Source organism: Myxococcales bacterium, assembly GCA_016712525.1.
Lineage (GTDB): Bacteria > Myxococcota_A > Polyangia > Polyangiales > Polyangiaceae > JAAFHV01.
The window spans coordinates 2,586,938-2,607,424 of sequence record JADJQX010000001.1 but is presented as its reverse complement, the minus strand read 5'-3'; the positions used below and the strand labels follow the sequence as shown (position 1 = coordinate 2,607,424).

Below are 20,487 nucleotides of genomic sequence, written 5' to 3'. Positions count from 1 at the left end.
CTTGTTTTTCGAATGGCACCCCACGACGAGCCCCTCGCGGGCGGGCAGCCATAAGGGACCTGGGTCGCGCTCTCGGCCGACCGCAACCGGGAGATCGGCTCGGCCGAGACTACGGAATTCGAATGCGACCGATGGCCCCGCCGATCGGGTCGGGGTGGGAATGGCAGGCGTTGCAGGCGCCGTCCGCGTTCAACGGGATAGGCATCTTCGCCGTCTTCCCCTCGAAGGTCACGCTCATGGTGAGCGGCTTCGTGAGCGGCGTCCCCGTGTAGAAGTTGCCGACGGCGTTCGTCGTGAGCCGCTCGGTCTTGCCCGTCGAGTCCACGATCTCGACGATGGCCCCCTCGACCCCGTCCTCAGCGTTCGAGGTGGCGGAGCGGAACACGGTGCCGGCCGCCGTCCACGGGATGCGCGAGGCCTGCCCACCGGCGCGGTGGCACGAGAGGCACTGCTCGCCCGGCCGCATCGTCGGGCCAGGGGCGGTGCGGTCCTTGGGTGTCGTGTCCTCGGTCTCGGCGGCGCAGCCTGCTGCAGCGACACCGAAGGTCGCGGCGAAGAGGGCGAAGAGAGTCATGCAAACTCGGAGGCTCATGAAGGGATCTCGGTGAGGGTGAGGAGGCCGTGGCTCATCCACGTGGCCAATCGCGAAAAGGCTCGCTCGGGCACCCCGTCGGGCCCGGCGAGGGTCTGGATCAAAGAGACGATCGGTACGTCGTCCCGCTGGAGGAGCTCGCGCTCGGCGTCGTCGATCACGAGAGAGAGCACGCGCATCGAAGGCCGCGAGAGCACGACGTGCACCGCGCGGGACGGCGGCTCACCCTTGTCGGCGCCGTCGACCTCGGGCTCGGCGGGGTCGGCCACGAAGATCGCGAGCGCCTCCGGCGCCACGGTCACGTGACGAACGCTCGGGTGCACCCTCGCTACGCGCGCGGCGAAGCTCGGGTCGGAGACGTGCGCCCGGGACAGCAGCGGGGCCTCGGCGTTCGGCGAGAGCAAGGCCTCGACGAACGCGGCCTCGATGCGTGTCACGTCGGCCGTGAGGGGTGGCGTTTTGGGGTGCGCGGCGAGGAAGCGAGACACGGGCGCCGCCAGCCGCTCGAGCGCGAAGAACGTCGAGGGAGAGTCGGCGAGGGCGGAGCACACGAGCTCGGTGAACCTCCGCTTCCCGAGGAGGTAGGCCGTGCGCGGCAAGAGGTCGAAGAGGGCATCGACGAGCCGATACCAATACATGGTCCGGTACACGTCGATGGCGCTGTCCGGAGAGAGCGAGCCAGCCCCGAGGACGCCCCGCGACAGCTCCTCGGGGGTCTCGCGGAAACGCACGGCGCGCGCGAGGGCCCGCTGGTAGTCGGCGAGCTTCATAGCGCGTCGGCCTCGGCCAAGTAGCCCTGGAGATCGGGGAGGTTCTCGTCCCACTCGAAGATGCACGGCACGTCACCGACGTGCGCCCTCGCGAACGCGAGCAACGCGCGGACCTCGTCACACGGGATGCTGGCGTGGTCGTCGAAGCGATAGCCCTCTCGCCTCGAGTGCCCCGCGACGTGCATGTACGCGACGCTCGAGGGCGCGAGCGTGCTCACGTACGCCTCGGCCGAGAAGCCATGGTTTTTCGCCGAGACGACGACGTTGTTCACGTCGAGCAAGAGCTTCGCGCCGGTTCGTTCGGCGAGGCGCGCGAGGAGCTCGGCCTCGCCCATCTCGTCCTCGCGGAGCCTCAAGTAGCTCGAGACGTTCTCGAGCACGAGCGGGCGACCGAGCCTCTCTTGCGCGTGCGCGACCCGGGCCGAGAGGTGCTCGAGGGACTCTTCCGTGAGCGGCATCGGCCAGAGGTCGTGCCCGTGCACGCCCCCTACCCGGCCGAAACACACGTGGTCGGAGACGTGCCTCGCGTCGATGGCGTTCGCCAAGACCCGGAGGTCGTGCAGGTACGCCTCGTCGAGCGGATCGGGGCCGCCGATCGAGAGCGAGACGCCGTGGAGGAACACGTCCGAGCGCGCGCGCACGGCCTCGAGCACCGCGCGCGGCCTCCCGCCCCGGCCGAGCACGTTCTCCGTGATCATCTCGAGGTAGGGCGGCGGCCGTGCGGGCCCCGAGAGCCATGAATCGTAGTGGCTCGTGCGGAGCCCGACACCCACCGTACCCATGTCAGGAGATGATCTTTCCGCCCTTGCCCGTGCAGTCCGCCTCGCTCGGCACCGCGACCCAGCCTTGCCCCTTGCACTCGTTCTTGCCCTGGCACGCGTGGCCGTTCCCGGCGCAGCCGCCCTGGCCCTTGCAGCCGTTGATGCCCTCGCACTTGAGCGAGGCCGTGGTCTTCGGCGTCGCGTCCGCGCCTGCGCCGCCGTCCTTCTGGGCGGCAGCTTCGGAGTAGAGGGAGCCGCCCTTGTCACGGCACTCCTTCTCGGAGGGGACGGTGACGTACCCTTGGCCCTTGCACTCGTTCTGGCCCTGGCACTGGCTCTTGCCGTCGGCGCTCTGGCACTCGCTCGTGCCTTTGCAGGAGTTGATGCCCACACACTTGACGCTCTGCGCCTGGGTGGTCTGCGCCGTGGTCTCGGGCGTGCTCGAGCACGCCACCGCGAAGAGAGCCGCCACCGCAGCGACGAGCGCCGCACCCGAGGTCTGTTTGCCGTCGATCATCGTATTTCGTTCTCCTTGCCGCCCTTCGCGGCCCCGACCTCTACGGCGAGCGAGCGGGCGGGTAACGCGCGGGTTCGGCGAACGGGTCGTTCGGCGGCTCCGAACGTGACGACGGCGCGGCCGTGAGGTAATTGGCGGGGGTGTCGACGCTCCTGAAGCACGTCGAGAAGCTCGAGTCTCTGCGGGCCCTCGCCACCTCCGAGGGCTTTCGCGACGCGGCGAAGCTCCTCGGCATCGCGCCGTCCACGCTCTCGGAGCGGATCGACACCCTCGAGCGGCTCTTTCGGCGGCCGCTCGTCGAGCGCGGGCGGGGCCGGCCCACCCTCACGCCCTTCGCGCGCGAGCTCGTCGAGGCAGCGGAGCCCGCGCTCGCAGTGCTGGAAGGTCTCCTCCCCGAAGCCGCGGGGGAGCGGAGGGCCCCTCGTGTCCTCCGCGTCGGGGCGTACGAGAGCCTCGCGCTCCGCTCGCTCACGCAGGCGCTCTTCGCCGACCGAGCGGCGCTCCCGGGCACGCTCGAGCTCGTGTCAGGCCGCGCGGTGACCCTGGTGAGGGCGCTCGTGGCCGGGGAGCTCGACGTGGTCGCCGTGGCCGGCCCCCTCGAGGACGAACGCGTCGAGGCGTTCCAGGTGGGCACCGAAGAGCTCGTGCTCGTGAGGCCACGGCGTGTGGACGAGGCCGTCGCGCGCGCCGCCGTGGCCGAGGGGCGGTGGGTCGGTCTCACACGCGCGAGCCTCTCGCGTCGCGGATACTACGCGCGGCTCCTCGCGGCGATCGGCGCCGGTCGGCCGCGGTTCTCGTGCGACTCGTTCGAAGTCGCCGCCAGGGTCTGCCTCGAGGGAGACCTCCCCGGGGTCCTCCCCTCGAGGGTCGCGAAGGACCTCGCTCGCGAGCTCTGCGTCGTCGAGATCGGGGAGCTCGCTCGCCAGGAGGGGCGCCACCCGATCGTGCTCGCCGTCAAGCGGGGGCTCTTGGGGAGGCATCACGTCGCCCTGCGGACCGCGCTCGAGCGCGCGCTCGCCAAGAGCGCCTGACCCACAAGCGAAGAGGGGGCCAGCCCCGATCGCGCGGGCAGTCTCGGCACCATCGCCAAGCGGAAAACGCTCGAACGAGAGAAAATTCCACGCAACGCTCCTGGGCTGAGCGCCGACATCCACCACGAAAGGCAGCTCCGTGAGCACCAAGCTCGGGTCGGTCTCGGGTGTCCGACCTCCTCGTCCGTGCGTGGTGCACAGCGGAAGCCCCTTCTTTGGAAATCCCCCATGTCACGCTCTCCCCACTTCCTCGGTGCGCTCCTCGTCGCGCTCGCGCTCCCCTTGTCCTCCCCGAAGCTCGCGCTCGCCGCGGGGCTCTCGGCGGACCCTCGCGTCCCCACCGCACCTCTCGAACAGGTCGTCGTGACGTCCGCGCGTGGGGAGGCGGTCGTCAGCGTGTGGCCCAAGCGCGCCGGGAAGGTCTACGTCCTGCCGAAGCCGAAGGGGGTCGTCCCTGGCTCGCTTCAAGTCCTCGCGAGCGGCGGCATGACTCGGCTCGATCGCGAGACGGCCATGGCCCACCTCCACGCGACCGTTCCCAAGCCCACGGGGATGGCCTGCGCCCATGGCCCCGGCCCGAGCACCGTCCTGGCCTTCCCCGAACGTCCCCTCAGCCCCCGCGAATGGGCGAACCAGCGTGACGAACGCAACCCCCCGGTGACGACCTGCGGGATCGCGATCTACGAAGATCTCGCGTGCGACGCGCGGCGCCCGCTCCCCCTCGCCTTCGTCGAATCGACCGATGCCACGCTCGACGCCGACGTGCGCTCGCGCGGTGGGGAGCTGCCCACCGCCTTCGTCCCCGAGAAGGGCGCCTCGTACTGGGTATTCCAGAACCTCGGCGGCGCCATGATTCGGTATCGCACCTCGGGCCTCGCGGAGCTCCCCCTCGTCACCGAGGCCAAGGGCGGCTCCCACGAGACCCTCCTCATCGCGCTCATGCGCGAGACCATGGAGCTCGACGGGCGCACCTTCCACACGGCCATGCTCCCCGCGGAGCTCGACGGGCTCCGCGCCGTGGGGGCCTTCGTGCTGCCGCAGAAGCTCCCTCTCGCGGAGGCCGAGGCGGCGGTCGTCGAGTCGCGCTACGGGGCAGGCAGCCGCGCCGTCGTCGTCCGCGTGGCGCAGCTCTTTCGGCCGCAGCTCACGTTCGACGCGTGCAGCGCCGCGGGGCTCGAAAGGTTCGGTGGCTCCTTCGAAGGGGTCGCCGTCCGCGCACGGATCCGAGATCTCGATACGCTCTCGCTTCGTGAGCGCCGCGTCCGCCCGGTCGACGATGGCGTGTTCGTGACCATCCGAGACCCGCCCGGCGTGAGCGCCCTCCTGGACGAGAAGGTATGCCTCGAATACGAGGACCGGGAAGGTGCGCGCGCGGCCACCACGCGCCCACCGGGGGCTCCGCCCGTCGTCCTCCAGGCCCTCACGTTCCGGCCGAACAGGATGGCCACCATGCGCGCGGAGTAGGTCCAAAAGCCACTCGAACGCGCCCCCTCCGGGCCGGCTTCGTGCGAGAATCGGAGTAGGAGCAGCACGTTGATTTAGGGACCGAAGCCCGTCGTTGTCCGCGCCCGACCCGCCAAGGCGCGATCCGAGGAGCCCGCGGAGCCTACTTTCGTAGGTGAGCAGGCACCGCAGGATCGCAACGAAGGCGGTCGGGATGCGGCGGCGACGGGCTAACGGGAGTAAATCAACGGGCTGCTCGAGAGGGCAGGTCGTGGTAGGCCCGCGCCCCACGATCCCTCGCCACCGACACCCGTGACCCCGAAGCCCCCCGTCGAGATCGCCCTCCCCAACCGCCGAGCCACCAAGGCGCTCGCCGAGAAGGTCGCGCCTCGCCTGCGGCCCGGGGACCTCGTGCGCCTCGACGGCGACCTCGGCGCCGGGAAGACCTTCTTCACACGCGCCCTCCTCCGCGCGCTCGGCGTGGGCGAAGAGACGGCCGTCACGAGCCCCACGTTCGTGCTCGTCACCGAGTACCCGTGCAAGGTGGGCCTCGTGCTGCACGCCGATCTCTACCGCCTCCGCGAGGGCGGGCCGAGGTCCCAAGGCTTCCTCGCCGAGGTCGAGGGGCTCGGGCTCCGTGAGCGTCGCGACGAGGGCGCCGTGCTCGTCGTCGAGTGGGGCGAAGGCGCCGAGGCGGCCCTCGGGGGTGAGCCCGAGCTGACCGTCACGCTGAGGGTCGAGGGCACGAACGCACGAAGGGCCTTCGTCGGAGGGCCGCTCGCCGCCGAGCTCGGGGGGGCCCCGTGAGGGTGCGCCGCGCCGACGGGGTCGACAAGGTGGTGCTCGCGGGCGTCGTGCTCGCCACGCTCTTCGCCGCGCTCGTGCTCCGCCCCAAGAAGAGCGACGAGCCCCACGAGCTCGAGGCGGTCGTCGTGGGGGACGCCAAATACAAGCTCGATTTCCGCGACGGGCGCATCCTCGTGTCCGACGCGAAGCGCGGCGGCGAGGTGTCCCTCGAGGCCACCGTGCTCGTCGACGGCACCGTGCGGCCGCTCGCCGGGCCCACGTCGGGCACCGAGACGGCGCGCGTGGTCGAGGTGAGCGCAGGCGCCGTGAAGGTGAAGGTCTCGGTGCGCCTCGAGCGCGGCCTCTTGCGCGCACGCGTGCTCGACACGGACCGCCTCGCGCCTCACGTGGTGGAGCTCCGCCTCGCGACCACGCCCGCCTCCAGCGTGTGGGTGCCCGGCTCGGGCGAGCTCGTCTCGGGAGACGCGGTGACCGCGAACGCGGCCATCTTCGAGGGCCCTCGCACCCGCTCGTCCTCGCGGCGCCGTTCGGGGCGCGCATCACCCTCGAGCCCACCCCCTCTCCCGTGACCGCCGAGGACGCCTCCCTCGCCCTCGACGACGACGCGGGCCCCTTCCCCGACGCGGGCCCCACCTCCGACGGCGGCGACGACGGCGGCGACGACGAGCCCAGCGACCCTCATGCGGCGCGCGCGCGCCTCGTCGTGACGACCGATCGCAACGCGGCGCCTCTCGCGCTCACCCCCGCGTCCACCCCCGAGGACGCTGGCGCGAAGCTCGACGCGTCGGCCGCCAAGACCCGCGCGCCGGACGCCTCGGCCAAAGACGCGAGCAGCGACGCGAGCCTCGACGCGAGCCCCGACTCCGGCAACGACACCCCCGACGACCCCGACGCCGGCGATCCCGACGACGAGAGCCGCCGCGACGAGGGCGAAGGGCTCGAGGGCGACGCAGGTCAGGTCTCGGCGCCCGTGCTCGCGGCGACAGGGAAAAAGAAGGCGCGCACCGAGCTCGTCGTGTTCCTGGGCGCGACCCCCGAGGCCACCTACGGCCAGCTCTTTCGCCTGCTCGGGCAGCGCGTGGCGCGCGTGAATGGGCGTGTCACCGGCTCACGCGGGGGCGCGGTGCTCTACGGCGTCGACGACACGGGCCGCGCTCAGGTGCGAGCGGAGCTCGGCCCCGAGGGCACGTTCGACGTGCTCGCCCCCACCGCAGTCGACAAGTGGTACGCCCGCGAGGGCCCGTCGGCGAGCGCCCCCACGCGCTTCCCCCCCGGCACGGGCTGGCCGCTCGTGCTCGACATGTCCCCCGGCGGCGAGCTCGAGGTCCACGTCATCGACGAGGACACGAAAGAGCGTGTGCCCGCGCGCCTCTGGGTCCACGGCATCGAGGGAACGCTCGACCCGTCGTTCGGGCCCGACTTTCGTGCGTCCGGCGCGGGCCCGCTGGTCGACGTGCTCGGGGGAGACCTCACGACGCCGGTACCCAAGGGGCGCTACCGCGTCCAGGCGACCCACGGGCTCGAGTGGACGATCGACGCGAAGACCATCGACGTGACCAGCGGCAAGCGCACCACCGTCGACCTCGCCCTCCGCCACGTCGTCCCGACGCCGCACTTGATCGGCTGCGATCTGCACGTTCACGCGCGCCCGAGCTTCGACTCCCTCGTCTCGGTCGAGGACCGCGTCACCACCTTGGTGACGGCGGGCGTCGAGTTCGCCGTGCCCACCGAGCACAACCTCGTCGGAGACTACGGGCCGACCATCCAGGCGCTCTCGCTCGGCAAGCGCTTCACGAGCGTGACGGGAGTCGAGGTCACCACGTTCGGGCCGAGGTACGGCCACTTCGGCGTGTTCCCCTACCCCGTCGACCAGAAGGTGCCGCCCTACAAACAGGTGCGCGCGGGCCAGATGTTCGAGGCCGCGCGGAAGGGCGATCCGACCCGCGTCGTGCAGGTGAACCACCCGCGCCTCCCGAAGGGCATTGGCTACTTCACCATCGTCGGCTTCGACCCGAAGTCGGGTGTCATCCCCACGCGCATGCGCTCCGACTTCGACACCATCGAGGTCTACAACGGCTACGAGATCCAGAACCCGGCGCAGGTCGAGACGGTCCTCAAAGACTGGCTCTCGCTCCTCGCGCACGGGCACAGGTACGCGGCCACCGGCAGCTCCGACTCGCACACCGTGCAGTACAACTGGGCCGGGTACCCGCGCACCCTCGCCCGCACCGAAGATCCGGCCGGCGGCGCCCCCGGGCACCCCCCCGACCCGAAGGCCGTGGTCGCCGCGATCAAGGCGGGGCGCTCGATCGTCACGAGCGGCCCTGTGATCGAGCTCACGGTCGAGAACGGCAAACCCGGCGACGAGGTCACCATGCCCGCCGAGCGCGAGTCGACCACCGCGCACGTCGTCGTCCGCGCGGCGCCCTGGGTCGACGTCACCGACATCGAGCTCGTCGTGGACGGGCGCACCTTCTTCCGCAAAGCCATCGAGTCGCGCCCCACCGGCGTAGGCCGCGAGCCCGGCACGCTCGCCGAGGCCGAGAAGCGCGCGGTGCGCTTCGAGAGCGACATCACCCTCGCGCTCACCCCGGGCACGCACTTCGTCGTCGCGGCGGCGCGCGGGGCCCGCAAGGCCGACGACGTGCTCCCCTTCATGCCCTTCCAGCCCATGGGCTTCACGAATCCGGTGTGGGTCACTCGCCCGGTCCGCAACGGTCCGTAATCGTTTTGCTATTTCTTATGGTCGTTCGCGGGCCAAGGTCCGCGGGAGAGTGGTACCTTTCGAGCCTCTTCCATGAGCGCGCGCCCCCACAACGAAACCCCCGAGGGAGCTCCGTTCGGGCGCTACCGCCTGCTCGAGCGGCTCGGCAAGGGCGGCATGGCCGAGGTCTTCAAGGCGAAGAGCTTCGGCGTCGAGGGCTTCGAGAAGATCGTCGTCATCAAGCGCATCTTGCCCGAGCTCGCCGAGAGCCCGCTCTTCGTCGACATGTTCATCCACGAGGCGAAGCTCGCCGTGCGCCTCTCGCACGCGAACATCGTCCAGGTGTTCGACCTCGGCATCGCGCAGACCGGCCCCGGCGACGCGGGCTCGTACTTCATGGCGATGGAGCTCGTGCACGGGTTCGACGTGGCCACGCTCCTCACGCGCACGCGCAGGCTCGCCCTCCCCCTCCCGCTCGAGACGTGCGTGTACATCGCGGGCGAGGTGGCGAAGGGGCTCGACCACGCGCACCGCCGCCGCGACGAGGACAACGTCCCCTTGGGCGTCGTGCACCGCGACGTGTCGCCCCAGAACGTGCTCCTCTCCTACGAGGGCGAGGTCAAGGTCACCGACTTCGGCATCGCCAAGGCCCGTGGCGCGCTCGAGCCCTCCGGCATCGAGGACACCCGCGCGCGGAAGCTCCAAGGCAAATTCGCGTACATGAGCCCCGAGCAGGCGGCAGGAGAAGAGGTCGACGCGCGGAGCGATCTCTTCTCGCTCGGCAGCCTCCTCTACGAGTGCATCACCGGGGTGAACCCCTTCAGCGGCCCCACGACGTTCGAGACGCTCCGCCGCGTCCAGATGTGCGAGTACCCGCCCATCGAGCTCCTCCGGCCGGACATCCCGCCCGAGCTCGCGGCGATCGTGCGCCAGGCCATGAGCCGCTCGCGCGACGATCGCTACCAAGACGCGGGCCGCATGTACGAGGCCCTGCTCGCGTTCCTCTACTCCCAAGGGAAGCGCTTCGGGCCGCACGACCTGGCCGATTTCCTCGTGGCCTTCCGCGGCCCACGCAAGGCCCAAGAGTCGGTCCTCGAGCCCACGCTCGACACCGAGCTCCCCGCGCACGTCACCCACCTCGAGCAAGGCTCGGCGCCGCCTCCGGCCGTGCGCGGAGAGGCCGACTCGGGCTTCTTCGACGTCGACCGCGCGGCCGAGCTCGGGGAGCGGCGCGAGGTCACCTGCCTCGTCGTCACCCTGGGCGATCGCGGCCGCTCCACCGAGGGCGAGCCCGACGCAGCCACGAACGAGGCCGCGCTCACCATCGAGCGCTACGGCGGCGCGCTGGTGCTCCGCGAGCCCGAGCAGCTCGTGGCCCTCTTCGGCGCCGGCGACCCCGACGCCCACGACACCGAGACGGCCGTGCGCTGCGGCCTCGTGGTCTTGCGCGCCATCGGGTCCGCGCGGCCGAGCGCCGGTGTGCACACCGCGCGCATCCACGTCTCTCGTGAGGGAGAGCCCACCCGCGACGAGCGCCTCGACTCGCTCGTGACCGTCGCGCGGGATCTCTCGCGCTCGGGGGACGGGATGCTCGCGTTGAGCCCCGCCGCCTACAGGCTCGTGCGCGACGCCTTCGAGATCGACACCGTCACGGTCACGAACGTGCTCGGCGCGCGCTCGTCCACCCTCGTCGTGAAGGACGTCCTCGGCATCTCGGACGCCATCGCGCGGTTCGTGGGCCGAAAAGAGGAGCTCAAGGCCATCGGCGAAATCTTGGCCCTCTCCACCCGCAAGAAGCCCCGCCTCATCACGGTGCGAGGAGAGAGCGGCATCGGGAAGACGCGCCTGCTCGTCGAGATGGAGCGGCGCCTCAAGAAGGGCGGCTACGACTTCGCCACGTACCTCGCCACCTGCCCGCCGCGCGGCGCCGAGTTCCCGCTGTCGGGCATTCGGTGCATGTTGCAGGTGCTCTGCGGCGTACGCGAGGGCGCGTCCCAGGCCCAAATCGCCGAGGTGAAGCCTCGCCTCCGCGCCCTCGGCATGCAAGAGGACGAGATCTTCGCCGTCCTCTCGGTGCTCGGCGCCACCTCGAAGACGCCGCAGATCGCGAACGCGCGAAGCGCCCTCCACGCCGGGTTCGCGCGCATGGTGGGCAGCCTCGCCGACGATCGCCCGCACGTCTTCGCGTGGGACGCGGCGCACGCGATGGACTCGGCGAGCTTCGAGGTGCTCGAAGAGGTGCACAAGCGGCTCCCGGCGGCGCGTGTCGTCTTCGTCTTGGCGGGCCGCGCGGGCTTCTCGCACCCCCTCGAGGCCCTCCCCGGGCACTCGTCGATCGAGCTCAAGGATCTCTCCCCCGAGGACGTCGAGCACCTCGTCATGCTGCGGCTGGGCATCGGGCGAGTGCCTCCGCCCCTCCTCGCGTTCGTTCGTGAGCGCGCCGGCGGTCACCCGCTCTTCGTCGAAGAGGTGCTGAAGGGCCTCGTCGACGCGCGCGCCGTCACCGTCGCCGAGCGGGGCGTCGTGGCCATGAAGCTCGTCGGCCAAGAGCTCGCCCTCCCGAAGACGCTGCGAGGCCTCGTCGCGAGCCGCGTGTCTCGCCTCTCGGATCAGGATCGTGGAGTCCTCCAGGCGGCCGCGATCGTCGGCGACACGATCGAGCTCACCGTGCTCGCCACCATGACGGGGCGCGCGATCCCGGAGCTCGCCAAGGCCCTCGCGAACCTGAAATCGGGCGGGTTCCTCGTCGACGCCGGCCCCGCGTCCCTGCGCTTCTCTTCGCCCGTCGTGCGCGAGGTCGTGGTCGATGCGCTCACGCCGAAGGCCGCTATCTCCCTCCACGCCGCCGCCGGGAGCGCGCTCGAGGTCGTCTTCGCGAACGATATCGCCGAGCACGCCGTCCGGATCGCGACCCACCTCTACGAGGCCGGGGAGCGCGAGAAGGTGGCCACGTACTTCGCGATGTCGGGCAAAAAGCGCCTCCTCGCGCGCCAGCTCGACGCCGCCGCCCGCGACCTCTCCCGCGCCATCGAGCTCGCGAACGCCGAAGAGCGGCCCCCGGGCGAGCTCACCGAGTGGCTCTCCGACCTCGCCGACGCCGTGCGCCTCGTGCGTGCCGCGCCCGAGCCGTTCGAGCTCTGCGAGAAGGTCATCGCGCGCGTCGACGCCGCCGGCACCCTCCACGATCGGGTCACGGCCCGCATCGCCGCGGGGCGCATGCTCGCGGCCCTCCACGCCTTCGACGCCGCGCGCGCGCAGCTCTCGCAGGCCGAGATCGTGGCCCAGAGCGAGGACGCCCTCCTCCGCCGTGTGCTCACCACGTCGGCCGAGCTCGCCGCGCGTCAGGGTGATTTCAAGCGCTCGGCCTCGCTCCTCGAGCGGCTCGAGGGCGTGCCTCGCCACGACGACGACAAGGCCGAGGACCACCGCATCTTCATCTTCTTGTCGCAAGCGAACGCCGCGCTCGGCCGCAGGCCCGAGGCGCTGCGCTATTTGGGGCGCGCCGAGCAGCTCCTCCCGGGTGACGCCGCCGCCGCCTGCGAGCGCACCAAGTGCCTCGCCCTGGTCGACTACTTCTCCCGCGATTTTCGCGGCTCGGCCGCCGCGTGCGAGCGCGCCGTCGACGCGGCCCGAGAGCTCGGCCTCGTGTACGAGGTCGCGCTCAACCTCCACAACCTAGGCGACACGCTCGTGCGGCTCGAGGACTACCCTCGCGCGTACGGCGCCTTCAAGCAGTCGCTCTCGTACTGCGACGAGGCCTCGTTCGAGCGCCTCGCGAGCCACAACCGCATGTTCCTCGCCTTCCTCGACGCGGTGAACGGCGACGAGAAGGGGCTCGTGCAGCTCCACCTCGGCATCGCGTACGCCGAAGCCCACGACTTCACCTGGGACGTGCTCACCGGGCGCTGGCTCCTCGCCAAGGTCCACCTCCGCAAAGACGAGCGCGTGGCGGCGCGAGCCGAGTACGAGAAGCTCCGGAGCCTCGCCCGCGGCGTCGGCAATCGCCTCGTCGAGGGCGACTGCGACGAGGCCCTCGCCCTGATCCCCCGCACCTGAGCTCGGCGCAGGCTCCCGAATCACGAGCCCTCTCGGGTACTTACGTGGCGTCTCGAGGTCGCCGGCAGGGCAAGCCCCGAGCCTCGCGGGAGGGCGGCGCCCGCGCTATGCTCGGACGAGATGAGTGCGCTCCTCCCTCGTGTGGCGGCCGCGGCGCTCGTGCTCGGCTTGGCCGCGTGCGACGGGCCGAGGCTCGCGCGCGACGGCACGGTGATCTTCCCCGAGAACGGCGGAGGCGGCGCGTCGGTGCTCACGGCCAACGGCGTCGAGTACCAAGACAAGGCCGACAAACCGAAGCCCGTCATCGCCCGCGATCCGAACGAGCCCTGGCGCGCGCCGATCGGCTTCATCCTCCCGAGGGACGGGCGCTTCGTCGAGACGAGCAAGCCCACGGTGCTCGGCACCCCGGGCCTCGGCATCGTGCTCCGCGCGAGCGACACGCGCGTGCCCGCGTGGGGCGGCGAGGTGCTCGTGCGCGTCGACGTGCTCGCGCCGGCTCGTGAAGGCGCGGCGCGATGGGGCGAGAACGTCCTCCTCGTGGTGGACGGGCGCGGCGGTGACACCCTCGCCCTCGCGCAGGCCGCCCTCGAGCAGCTCGCGGGGCGCGACCGCGTGGCCGTGTGGGACACGGCAGGCGCGCGGTCGCTCTTGCCTTTTTTGCCCGCGAGCAACCGCTCGATGGTGCTCGCCGCGCTCGAGAAGACCCTGAAGAAGCCGGTCTCGGCGCCGGTCGACCTCGGGACGACGCTCGAACGCGCGGTCGCGTCGGTGCCCAAGACCCCGGCCGTCTCCCGCGTGCTCGTGCTCACGAGTGGCGCGTCCGATCCGTACGACAAGGCGGTGGCGAAAGCGCTCGACGGCCTCGGAAAGACGCGCCTCTCCGCCGTAGGCACGACGCGCGTCACGGACTACGGGCGCATCTCGGCGCTCACGGCGCTGAGCGGGGGTGTCGCTTCTGCCGCGGCCGACCTCGACTCACGCATCGAGGCCGTGCGCGAGGCCGTCCCCGTGTCGGGCGAGACCTCCTTCCGCGACGTGCGCCTCACCTTCGAGGGGACCCCGGCGCCCTCGCATGTGCTCGAGGCCACGGGCGGCGAGGTGCGATGGCGGCTCGACGCGGGGGAGCTCGCGCTCGGCGACGTGCGCGCGGGCGAAGCACGCACCGAGCTGTTGCGGGTCACGGTTCCCCAGTGGGTGCCCGGCGAGCGCTTCTATTTCACGGTCACGGCCACCCTGACCGAGGGCACGTCGAGGCGCTCGTTCGCCGTCAACGTCCCATGTGTGTACGACGACGACATCGAGCGCATCGCGAAGTCGCGCCACGGGGACGTCATCGCCTACGCCTCGGCCATGGCCACCTTGAAGCGCCTCGACGCCGCGTTCACCGGCGACAAGGTCATGGCGATCCCGGGCGGCCTCCGCAAGCTCGCGGAGCTCCACGCCCAATCGATGACGTTGCTCGCCCGCGACCTCCACGATCCCTCCGTGGCCGAGCAAGCCGACCTCTTGAAGGCCATCTTGGTCGCCACGAACTAGCCCCTACCAAACGACGGGATCGCCGCGCGTCGCGGCGAAATGCTGGCATAGTCACTTCATGGCTCGTCTTCGATGTGCGCTCTCGATCGTCGCCCTCGCCTCGCTCGCCGCGTGCGGGGAGCCGCAGGCCCCTCCGTCGGCGCTCGGACCTCGGCCGTCCGAAGCCCTCGCGGCCGTCCACGCCGACGCCACCTTCGTGCTCCACGTCGACACCGCCGCGCTCCGGCGCTCGTCGTTCGGCCCGGCGGCGAGCGGCGCGCTCTACGCCGAGATCGCGAAGCTCGCGGGCCTCAAGTACGTGCCGAGCTGCGGGGAGACGTCCACCCTCGACGCGTTCGACGACGTCGTCGTGTCGTTCCGGGGCGCGAACGTGCACGTCGGCGCTCACTTCGCGAAGGGCATCTCCGAGAGCAAAAAGAGCGCGTGCGCCTACGCCCTCTCGGCCAGCGCCGATCGGCGCGGAGACCTCGTCGTGTCGCCGCCGGGCCTCGAGCTCGATCCGAAGGCCGCCGCGGCGCAGGCCGAGCTCCGGCTCGAGGGCCCTCAGATCGCCCGCGCCAAGGGCCAGCTCCCCGGGGCCGGCGCGACGATCGACGCGCGCCTCGACTCCGACACGTCGAGCACGACCCTCGCCGCCACCCTCACGGCGCCGACCGAGGTGCGCGCGAGGGAGCTCGCCCTGGCGCTCGATGGGCTCTTCGGGGGCGACGTGGCGAAGGCGCGGGCGCGCGGGGCGTTCGAAGAGGCGCACGTCATGAAGGGCACGAGCATCACGCTCTCGGTGCGATTCCTCGGGAGCCCGGGAGATCAGGCCGCGACGGCGACCGAGGTCGCGCGGGGCATCTCGTCGAAGGGCGTGAGCGAGCTCGGGCAGGCGAGCCTCCCCGAGGTGCGGCAGAAGCTCGCCGGCATGGCCGACGCCCTCGAGAAGTACGCGAAAGAGAACGGGAAATTCCCGCCTTCGACCCGGTGGACGCCCGGCGTCACGCCGCGCGGCGCCAAGGTGCCCGTGGTGAGCGACAGCGCCGACGACCGGAGCTGGCAGCTCGTCGGCGTTTCGTGGAAGAACGAGCGCACGGCGTTCCGCTACCGCTTCGAGATCTCGGACGATGGCGCCAAGGCCACGCTCGAGGCGCACGGCGATCTCGACGCCGACGAGAAAGAGTCGACCTTCCGAATCGTTCTCGAGAAGAAGCCCGACGGCACGGTCCTCCGAGGCAAGCTCGAGGAGCTCGACCCGCTCGAGTGAGCCCGCCTCAGGCGCGGACGTCGAGCAACGTGGCGAGGGCGTCGTGGACGCGCCCGTTCGTAGCGAGCACGTGGCCCTCGCGGACGTCGAGCACGCCTCGTGGGAGCGCCGTGACACGCCCACCCGAAGCGCGCACGAGCGCCGCGCCGCCCGCGAGATCCCACGGGTTCAGGCGTTTTTCCCAGTAACCGTCGTACGTACCGTCGGCCACGAGCGAGAGGTCGAGGGCCGCCGAACCGCACCTCCGCACGCCCCGCGCGCGGCGCTTCACGGCGACGAACTGGGCGAAGTTGTTGTCCGGGTTGGTGGCGCGATCGTACGGGAAGCCCGTCGCGAAGAGGCCGTCGTCGATCACCTCGGTGAGGCTCACCTTGCAAGGGACGCCCGCGCGCGTCGACGGCGCCACGATCTCCCCCTCGGCCGAGCACGCCCCCGCGAACACGACGCCCAGCGCCGGCGCCGCCACGACCCCCACGACAGGGACCTCGACGCCGTCCGGCCCCGGCGCGACGAGCCCGATCGACACGGCGAAGAACGGGTGACCGTGGACGAAGTTCGTGGTCCCGTCGAGCGGGTCCACGAAGAACGTAGGCTCGCCACGCACCGACGATCCGCCCGACTCTTCGCCCACGACGTGGAGCCCGGTCTTCTCGAGGCGGCGGAGCAGCATGGCCTCGCTCTCGCGATCGAAGCGCGTGACCAGGTCGGTGCGGCGGCCCTTGTGCTCGACCTCGAGCGGCGCGCGAAAGCCCGAGAGGAGGTGCGCGGCCGCCTCGTTCGCGGCCTCGGTGGCGACGCCGAGCAGCTCCACGAGGCGTGAGTTCGAGAGGGTCATGCGTTCCTTTTCATGCATCATGCACGGTCATGCGCCGCGAGCACGGAGCGCGTCGGCGAGCTTCTGGTGGATGCCCCCGAAGGCGCCGTTCGAGAGGAGGGCGATCGTGTCGCCGTGGGTCGCGCGGCCCGCGAGCGCGGTGACGATGGCGTCGACGCTCTCGGCGTTCGAGGCGCGGAGGCCGATGTCGGACACGAGCTTGCCCACGTCGAGGCGCTCGGCCTCGGGCACGTTGGTGCGCCCGAGCGGGGCGAAGATGACCTCGTCGGCGACCGCGAACGCGCCCGGGTAGTCGGCCTGATGGAGCGAGCGGCACGCCGTGGCCGAGCGCGGCTCGAACACGGCGAAGAGCTTGCCCGCGGGGTGCTTGGCCCGGAGCGCCCGCAAGGTCTCGAGGACCGCTGTGGGGTGGTGCGCGAAGTCGTCGTAGACCCGCACCCCGGAGACCTCGGCCACGAGATCCTGCCGACGCTTCACGCCCTCGAACGAGCCGAGGCCGGCGCGGAGCTCGGCGAAGCCCACGCCGAACCCTTCGGCGCACGCCGCGATCACCATGAGCGCGTTGCGCACGTTGTGGTGCCCGGGGCTCTTCATCGCGAAGCGGCCCGCCGACGAGCCCCCGACGAACACGTCGAACGCCTGCACGCCCGCGTCGTCGATCGGGACGGGCGCGGCGAGCCATACGGGCGGCTCTCCCCCGGTGTCGTCGCCGTCGAGCGCCGTGGTCACGACGCGGCATTTCGCCTTCGCGGCCACCTCGCGCACACGCGGGTCGTGCGCGTCGATCACGAGGAGGCCCCCCTCCGGGATCTTCGCCACGAGCCGATCGAACTCGGCCACGTAGCGCGCCTCGTCCGGGTAGATGTCGATGTGATCGTGCTCGATGCTCGTGAGCACGACCACGTCGTCCGTCGAGGCGCCGACGTAGTCGAGGAACTTGGGCTCCTTGTGCCAGTAGACGGCGTCGTACTCGTCCCCCTCGACGACGAAGGGCGATTTGCCCGCGAACGCCGACGCGCTCCCGCCGAGCTTGCGCTTCGCTTGCCCGATCTTGGCGCCCTTGCCGAAGTTCTTGGGGATGCCCCCGATGAAGTAGCCGGGCTCGGTGCCGGCCTTCTCGAGCAGCCACGCGGCCATCGACGAGGTCGTGGTCTTGCCATGGGTGCCGCACACCACGAACGGCCGGCGCCCGGTGAGGAAGTGCGTCCGCAGCGCGAGGCTCATGCTCGTGCGCTCGATGCCGAGGCGCTCGGCCTCGTCCGCCTCGGCGTTCCCTCGTCGAATGGCGTTCCCCACGACGACGAGATCGGGCTTCGCGTCGCACACGTGGCTCGCCTCGTAGCCGCGCATGCACAGGACGCCCGCGGCCTCGAGGGCGGGGCCGATGGGCGGATCGAACGCCATGTCGGCCCCGCTCACCTCGTGGCCCGCCTCGCGAAACAACGTCGCGAGCGCGCCCATGCCCGTCCCACATACACCTACGAAATGGACGCGCATCTCAGCCCTTCGAGAAGGTGAAGATGTCGTCTTTCACGTCGACGCGCACGACGGCCCCGGGTGGATACCCACCCGCGAGGATCTCTTCGGCGAGCGGGTCCTGCACGTTCTTCAAGATGGCGCGCTTCAGCGGGCGCGCGCCGAACGCCGGCTCGTAGCCGAGGTCGACGAGGCGCGTCCTCGCGGCGGGGAGCAGCTCGAGCTTGAGCTCGCGATCCACGAGCAGCTTCTCGAGGCGCACGAGCTGGATGTCGACGATGCCGGTGAGGTCGTCCTTCGAGAGCGGGCGGAAGATGATGACGTCGTCGATGCGGTTCAAGAACTCGGGCCGGAGGAAGTTCTTGAGCTCCTCGCGGAGCACGTCGCGCAGGGCCTCGCGCCCCTCGGCCGACTCGAAGAGCTTCGGGTCGGTCTCGAGGATGCGCTGCGAGCCGATGTTGCTCGTCATGATGACGACCGTGTTCGAGAAATCTGCCGTGCGTCCACGGCCGTCGGTGAGGCGCCCGTCGTCGAGCACCTGGAGGAGCAGGTTGAAGACGTCGGCGTGGGCCTTCTCGACCTCGTCGAAGAGGAGCACGCTGTAGGGCTTGCGGCGCACGGCCTCGGTGAGGAAGCCGCCCTCCTCGCTGTCCACGTAGCCGGGGGGCGCGCCCACGAGGCGCTGGGCCATGTGCTTCTCCATGAACTCGCTCATGTCGAGGCGGGTCATGGACTGCTCGTCGTCGAAGAGGAACTCGGCGAGCGCTTTCGCGAGCTCGGTCTTGCCCACGCCGCTCGGCCCGAGGAAGAGGAAGCTTCCGATGGGCTTGCCCGGATCACGCAGGCCCACGCGCCCGCGACGGACGGCCTTGGAGACGGCGCGCACGGCCTCTTCTTGGCCGACGACGCGCTTCGTGAGGCGGTCCTCCATCTTGAGGAGCTTCTCGCTCTCGGCCTCGAGCATGCGCGCGATGGGGATGCCGGTCCAGTCGCCGAGCACGACGGCCACGTCCTCTTCGCCGACCACGCGCGAGGTCGACGAGCCGGAGGTGTCGCGCGCCACGGCGGCCTCGGCGGCGTCGAGGCGGCGCTTCACGTCGGGGATTTGCACGTGCTCGAGCTCGCCGAGCTTGGCGAAGTTGTGGGTCTTTCGGGCCTCTTCGAGCTGGGCCTGGAGCTTCGTGTATTCTTCACGGAGCGCCTGGGCGGCGGCCGCGGCGCCGCGCTTCGAGTCGAGCTTCACGCGCATCTCCGAGACCGTGGGCTCGAGCTCCTTGATCTCCTTGTCGATGCGCTCCTTCGACTTTTTGCTCATGGTGTCCTCGTCGTCCATGAGGCCGGCGAGCTGGGCCTTGAGGGACGCGAGCCTGCGGATGGCGTCGTCCATGTGCGCGGGCACGCCGTCGAGCTCGACGCGCTTGCGGGCCGCGGCCTCGTCGAGGAGGTCGATGGCGTTGTCGGGGAGCTCGCGGTCTTGGACGTAGCGCTTGGCGAGCCTCACCGCCGCGACCACGGCCGGATCGCCGATTTGTACGTTGTGGTAGGTCTCGAACCGCGTCGCGATGCCGCGCAGGATCTCGATCGCCTTCTCGGGCGTGGGCGGATCGATGCCGAGCACGGTGAAGCGCCGGAGCAGGTTCGGGTCCTTCTCTTGGAGCTTGCGCACCCCTTCGGGCGTCGTGGTCGCGAGGAGGCGCACCTCGCCGCGCGCGAGGAGCGGCTTGAGCAAGTCGCCCACGCTGCTGCCCGCCGCGCCCTGACCGAGGAGGGACTCGATCCCGTCGATCACGAGCACGGTGTCCTTCTGTTTGACGAGGGTGAGCACCTGCTTCAAGCGCTCTTCGACCTCGCCGCGGAGCTTCGCCCCCGCCATGAGCGAGCCGACCTCGAGCTCGTGCAGCACGAACCCGGAGAGGTTGTGGGGCACGTCCCCTTGGGCGATGCGCATCGCCAACGCGCCGATGATGGCCGTCTTGCCGACGCCCGCCTCGCCCACGAGGAGCGGGTGGTTCTTCTGCCGGCGCTCGAGGATCTGGAGGAGCCGACGCACCTCGAGGTCGCGGCCGATCACGGGGTCGATGAGGCCCTCGCGCGCGCGGGCCGTGAGGTCGTTCGTGAACTTCGGGGCGCCGCCGTCGGAGCTCGCCCCGCCTCCGCCGTTCGAGGCCACCGGGATCTCACGAGGCACGCTCTTCAAGGCCTCCATGTGGGGCCGGAGCGAGCCCGGCCCGAGACCGAACGCCTGGAGCACCACGGCCGCGGGCCCGCGAATCTCCTGCGAGAGCGCGTTCAGCAGGTGATCGACGCCCACGGCGCTCTTGTCGGCCTCTTTCTCGGCGCGGCCGAGGAGCTGGAGCGTGGCGGTCGACAGGTACGCAAGCCCGCCTTGGGTCTTCGGGAGGCGGCCGAGCTGCGTCTCGGTCTCGACCGCGATGTCGGTCGCCGACACCCCAGCCTTCTTGAAGACCTCTTGCACTCCTCGGTCGCGTTCGATGGCGCGCGAGAGCAGGTGCAGCGGCTCCACCTGACCGTGTTTGCGCTCGTCGGCGAGGGCTTGGGCCCCGGCCACGAGGGCCTTGGCGTCAGCGGCGTACTTCTCGAGGTGGATGGTCTGTTCGGCTCCCATGGGTCCCCGGATGCTACCACCAAGATTTCGTGCACGAGCCCCGATCGGCGGCCGCCCCGAAGCCCGAGAATTCCTTGCGATTCC

15 protein-coding genes are annotated in these 20,487 nt (G+C 71.0%); 8 read left to right on the top strand and 7 right to left on the bottom strand.

Features of this window, described 5'->3' with window-relative positions; all coding sequences use genetic code 11:
* Window positions 1-109 precede the first annotated feature (109 nt).
* The 4 genes from IPK71_11135 to IPK71_11120 are packed head-to-tail and all read right to left on the bottom strand — an operon-like array spanning window position 110 to window position 2,640.
* Entirely contained in the window at window positions 110-592 is a 483-nt protein-coding gene (locus IPK71_11135; GenBank protein MBK8214291.1) for a hypothetical protein, read from the bottom strand.
* Window positions 589-1,362 carry a putative DNA-binding domain-containing protein gene (locus tag IPK71_11130; GenBank protein MBK8214290.1) on the bottom strand — a complete coding sequence of 258 codons (774 nt, stop codon included), beginning with the start codon at window positions 1,360-1,362 and terminating at the stop codon, window positions 589-591. The genes IPK71_11135 and IPK71_11130 overlap by 4 nt, the downstream gene beginning before the upstream one ends.
* Complete coding sequence (locus tag IPK71_11125; GenBank protein ID MBK8214289.1) at window positions 1,359-2,144, bottom strand: DUF692 domain-containing protein; 786 nt, start codon at window positions 2,142-2,144, stop codon at window positions 1,359-1,361. Before IPK71_11125 ends, IPK71_11130 begins: the two co-directional genes overlap by 4 nt.
* 1 nt (window position 2,145) lies before the next feature.
* Window positions 2,146-2,640 (bottom strand): hypothetical protein, encoded by a 495-nt coding sequence (locus tag IPK71_11120; protein ID MBK8214288.1) that lies wholly within the window; start codon window positions 2,638-2,640, stop codon window positions 2,146-2,148.
* Between the two features lie 140 nt (window positions 2,641-2,780).
* Here IPK71_11120 and IPK71_11115 point away from each other — a divergent pair, with 140 nt between their 5' ends.
* The 8 genes from IPK71_11115 (at window position 2,781) to IPK71_11080 (ending at window position 15,466) form a co-directional block, all read left to right on the top strand.
* Window positions 2,781-3,671 (top strand): LysR family transcriptional regulator, encoded by an 891-nt coding sequence (locus IPK71_11115; protein ID MBK8214287.1) that lies wholly within the window; start codon window positions 2,781-2,783, stop codon window positions 3,669-3,671.
* A gap of 228 nt (window positions 3,672-3,899) precedes the next feature.
* Window positions 3,900-5,135 (top strand): hypothetical protein, encoded by a 1,236-nt coding sequence (locus IPK71_11110; protein ID MBK8214286.1) that lies wholly within the window; start codon window positions 3,900-3,902, stop codon window positions 5,133-5,135.
* Window positions 5,136-5,426: 291 nt separating this feature from the next.
* A complete protein-coding gene (tsaE, locus tag IPK71_11105) occupies window positions 5,427-5,921 on the top strand; it encodes a tRNA (adenosine(37)-N6)-threonylcarbamoyltransferase complex ATPase subunit type 1 TsaE (protein MBK8214285.1) in 495 nt (164 codons plus the stop codon).
* Window positions 5,918-6,490, top strand: coding sequence for a hypothetical protein (locus tag IPK71_11100; GenBank protein ID MBK8214284.1), 573 nt, complete (start codon window positions 5,918-5,920; stop codon window positions 6,488-6,490). The genes tsaE and IPK71_11100 overlap by 4 nt, the downstream gene beginning before the upstream one ends.
* Window positions 6,487-8,646, top strand: coding sequence for a PHP domain-containing protein (locus IPK71_11095; GenBank protein ID MBK8214283.1), 2,160 nt, complete (start codon window positions 6,487-6,489; stop codon window positions 8,644-8,646). The genes IPK71_11100 and IPK71_11095 overlap by 4 nt, the downstream gene beginning before the upstream one ends.
* A gap of 72 nt (window positions 8,647-8,718) precedes the next feature.
* Window positions 8,719-12,681 (top strand): protein kinase, encoded by a 3,963-nt coding sequence (locus IPK71_11090; protein MBK8214282.1) that lies wholly within the window; start codon window positions 8,719-8,721, stop codon window positions 12,679-12,681.
* A gap of 120 nt (window positions 12,682-12,801) precedes the next feature.
* Window positions 12,802-14,217 carry a VWA domain-containing protein gene (locus IPK71_11085; GenBank protein MBK8214281.1) on the top strand — a complete coding sequence of 472 codons (1,416 nt, stop codon included), beginning with the start codon at window positions 12,802-12,804 and terminating at the stop codon, window positions 14,215-14,217.
* Between the two features lie 58 nt (window positions 14,218-14,275).
* Complete coding sequence (locus IPK71_11080) at window positions 14,276-15,466, top strand: hypothetical protein (GenBank protein MBK8214280.1); 1,191 nt, start codon at window positions 14,276-14,278, stop codon at window positions 15,464-15,466.
* Between the two features lie 7 nt (window positions 15,467-15,473).
* Here the strand turns inward: IPK71_11080 and IPK71_11075 are convergent, their stop codons facing one another.
* From IPK71_11075 to IPK71_11065, 3 genes are read right to left on the bottom strand one after another with little or no spacing between them, the layout of a single operon-like run.
* A complete protein-coding gene (locus IPK71_11075; protein MBK8214279.1) occupies window positions 15,474-16,301 on the bottom strand; it encodes an inositol monophosphatase in 828 nt (275 codons plus the stop codon).
* 27 nt (window positions 16,302-16,328) lie between these two features.
* On the bottom strand, window positions 16,329-17,798 hold the full coding sequence (locus IPK71_11070) for a UDP-N-acetylmuramate:L-alanyl-gamma-D-glutamyl-meso-diaminopimelate ligase (GenBank protein ID MBK8214278.1): 1,470 nt from the start codon (window positions 17,796-17,798) through the stop codon (window positions 16,329-16,331).
* A 1-nt stretch (window position 17,799) separates the two neighbouring features.
* On the bottom strand, window positions 17,800-20,403 hold the full coding sequence (locus IPK71_11065; GenBank protein ID MBK8214277.1) for an AAA family ATPase: 2,604 nt from the start codon (window positions 20,401-20,403) through the stop codon (window positions 17,800-17,802).
* Window positions 20,404-20,487: the final 84 nt, after the last annotated feature.

Excerpts from the sequence above, each read along its gene's own strand:
- IPK71_11135 (MBK8214291.1), bottom strand. The coding sequence starts at position 592 with ATGAGCCTCCGAGTTTGCATGACTCTCTTCGCCCTCTTCGCCGCGACC.
- IPK71_11130 (MBK8214290.1), bottom strand. The coding sequence starts at position 1,362 with ATGAAGCTCGCCGACTACCAGCGGGCCCTCGCGCGCGCCGTGCGTTTC.
- IPK71_11125 (MBK8214289.1), bottom strand. The coding sequence starts at position 2,144 with ATGGGTACGGTGGGTGTCGGGCTCCGCACGAGCCACTACGATTCATGG.
- IPK71_11120 (MBK8214288.1), bottom strand. The coding sequence starts at position 2,640 with ATGATCGACGGCAAACAGACCTCGGGTGCGGCGCTCGTCGCTGCGGTG.
- IPK71_11110 (MBK8214286.1), top strand. The coding sequence starts at position 3,900 with ATGTCACGCTCTCCCCACTTCCTCGGTGCGCTCCTCGTCGCGCTCGCG.
- IPK71_11090 (MBK8214282.1), top strand. The coding sequence starts at position 8,719 with ATGAGCGCGCGCCCCCACAACGAAACCCCCGAGGGAGCTCCGTTCGGG.
- IPK71_11085 (MBK8214281.1), top strand. The coding sequence starts at position 12,802 with ATGAGTGCGCTCCTCCCTCGTGTGGCGGCCGCGGCGCTCGTGCTCGGC.
- IPK71_11080 (MBK8214280.1), top strand. The coding sequence starts at position 14,276 with ATGGCTCGTCTTCGATGTGCGCTCTCGATCGTCGCCCTCGCCTCGCTC.
- IPK71_11075 (MBK8214279.1), bottom strand. The coding sequence starts at position 16,301 with ATGACCCTCTCGAACTCACGCCTCGTGGAGCTGCTCGGCGTCGCCACC.
- IPK71_11070 (MBK8214278.1), bottom strand. The coding sequence starts at position 17,798 with ATGCGCGTCCATTTCGTAGGTGTATGTGGGACGGGCATGGGCGCGCTC.
- IPK71_11065 (MBK8214277.1), bottom strand. The coding sequence starts at position 20,403 with ATGGGAGCCGAACAGACCATCCACCTCGAGAAGTACGCCGCTGACGCC.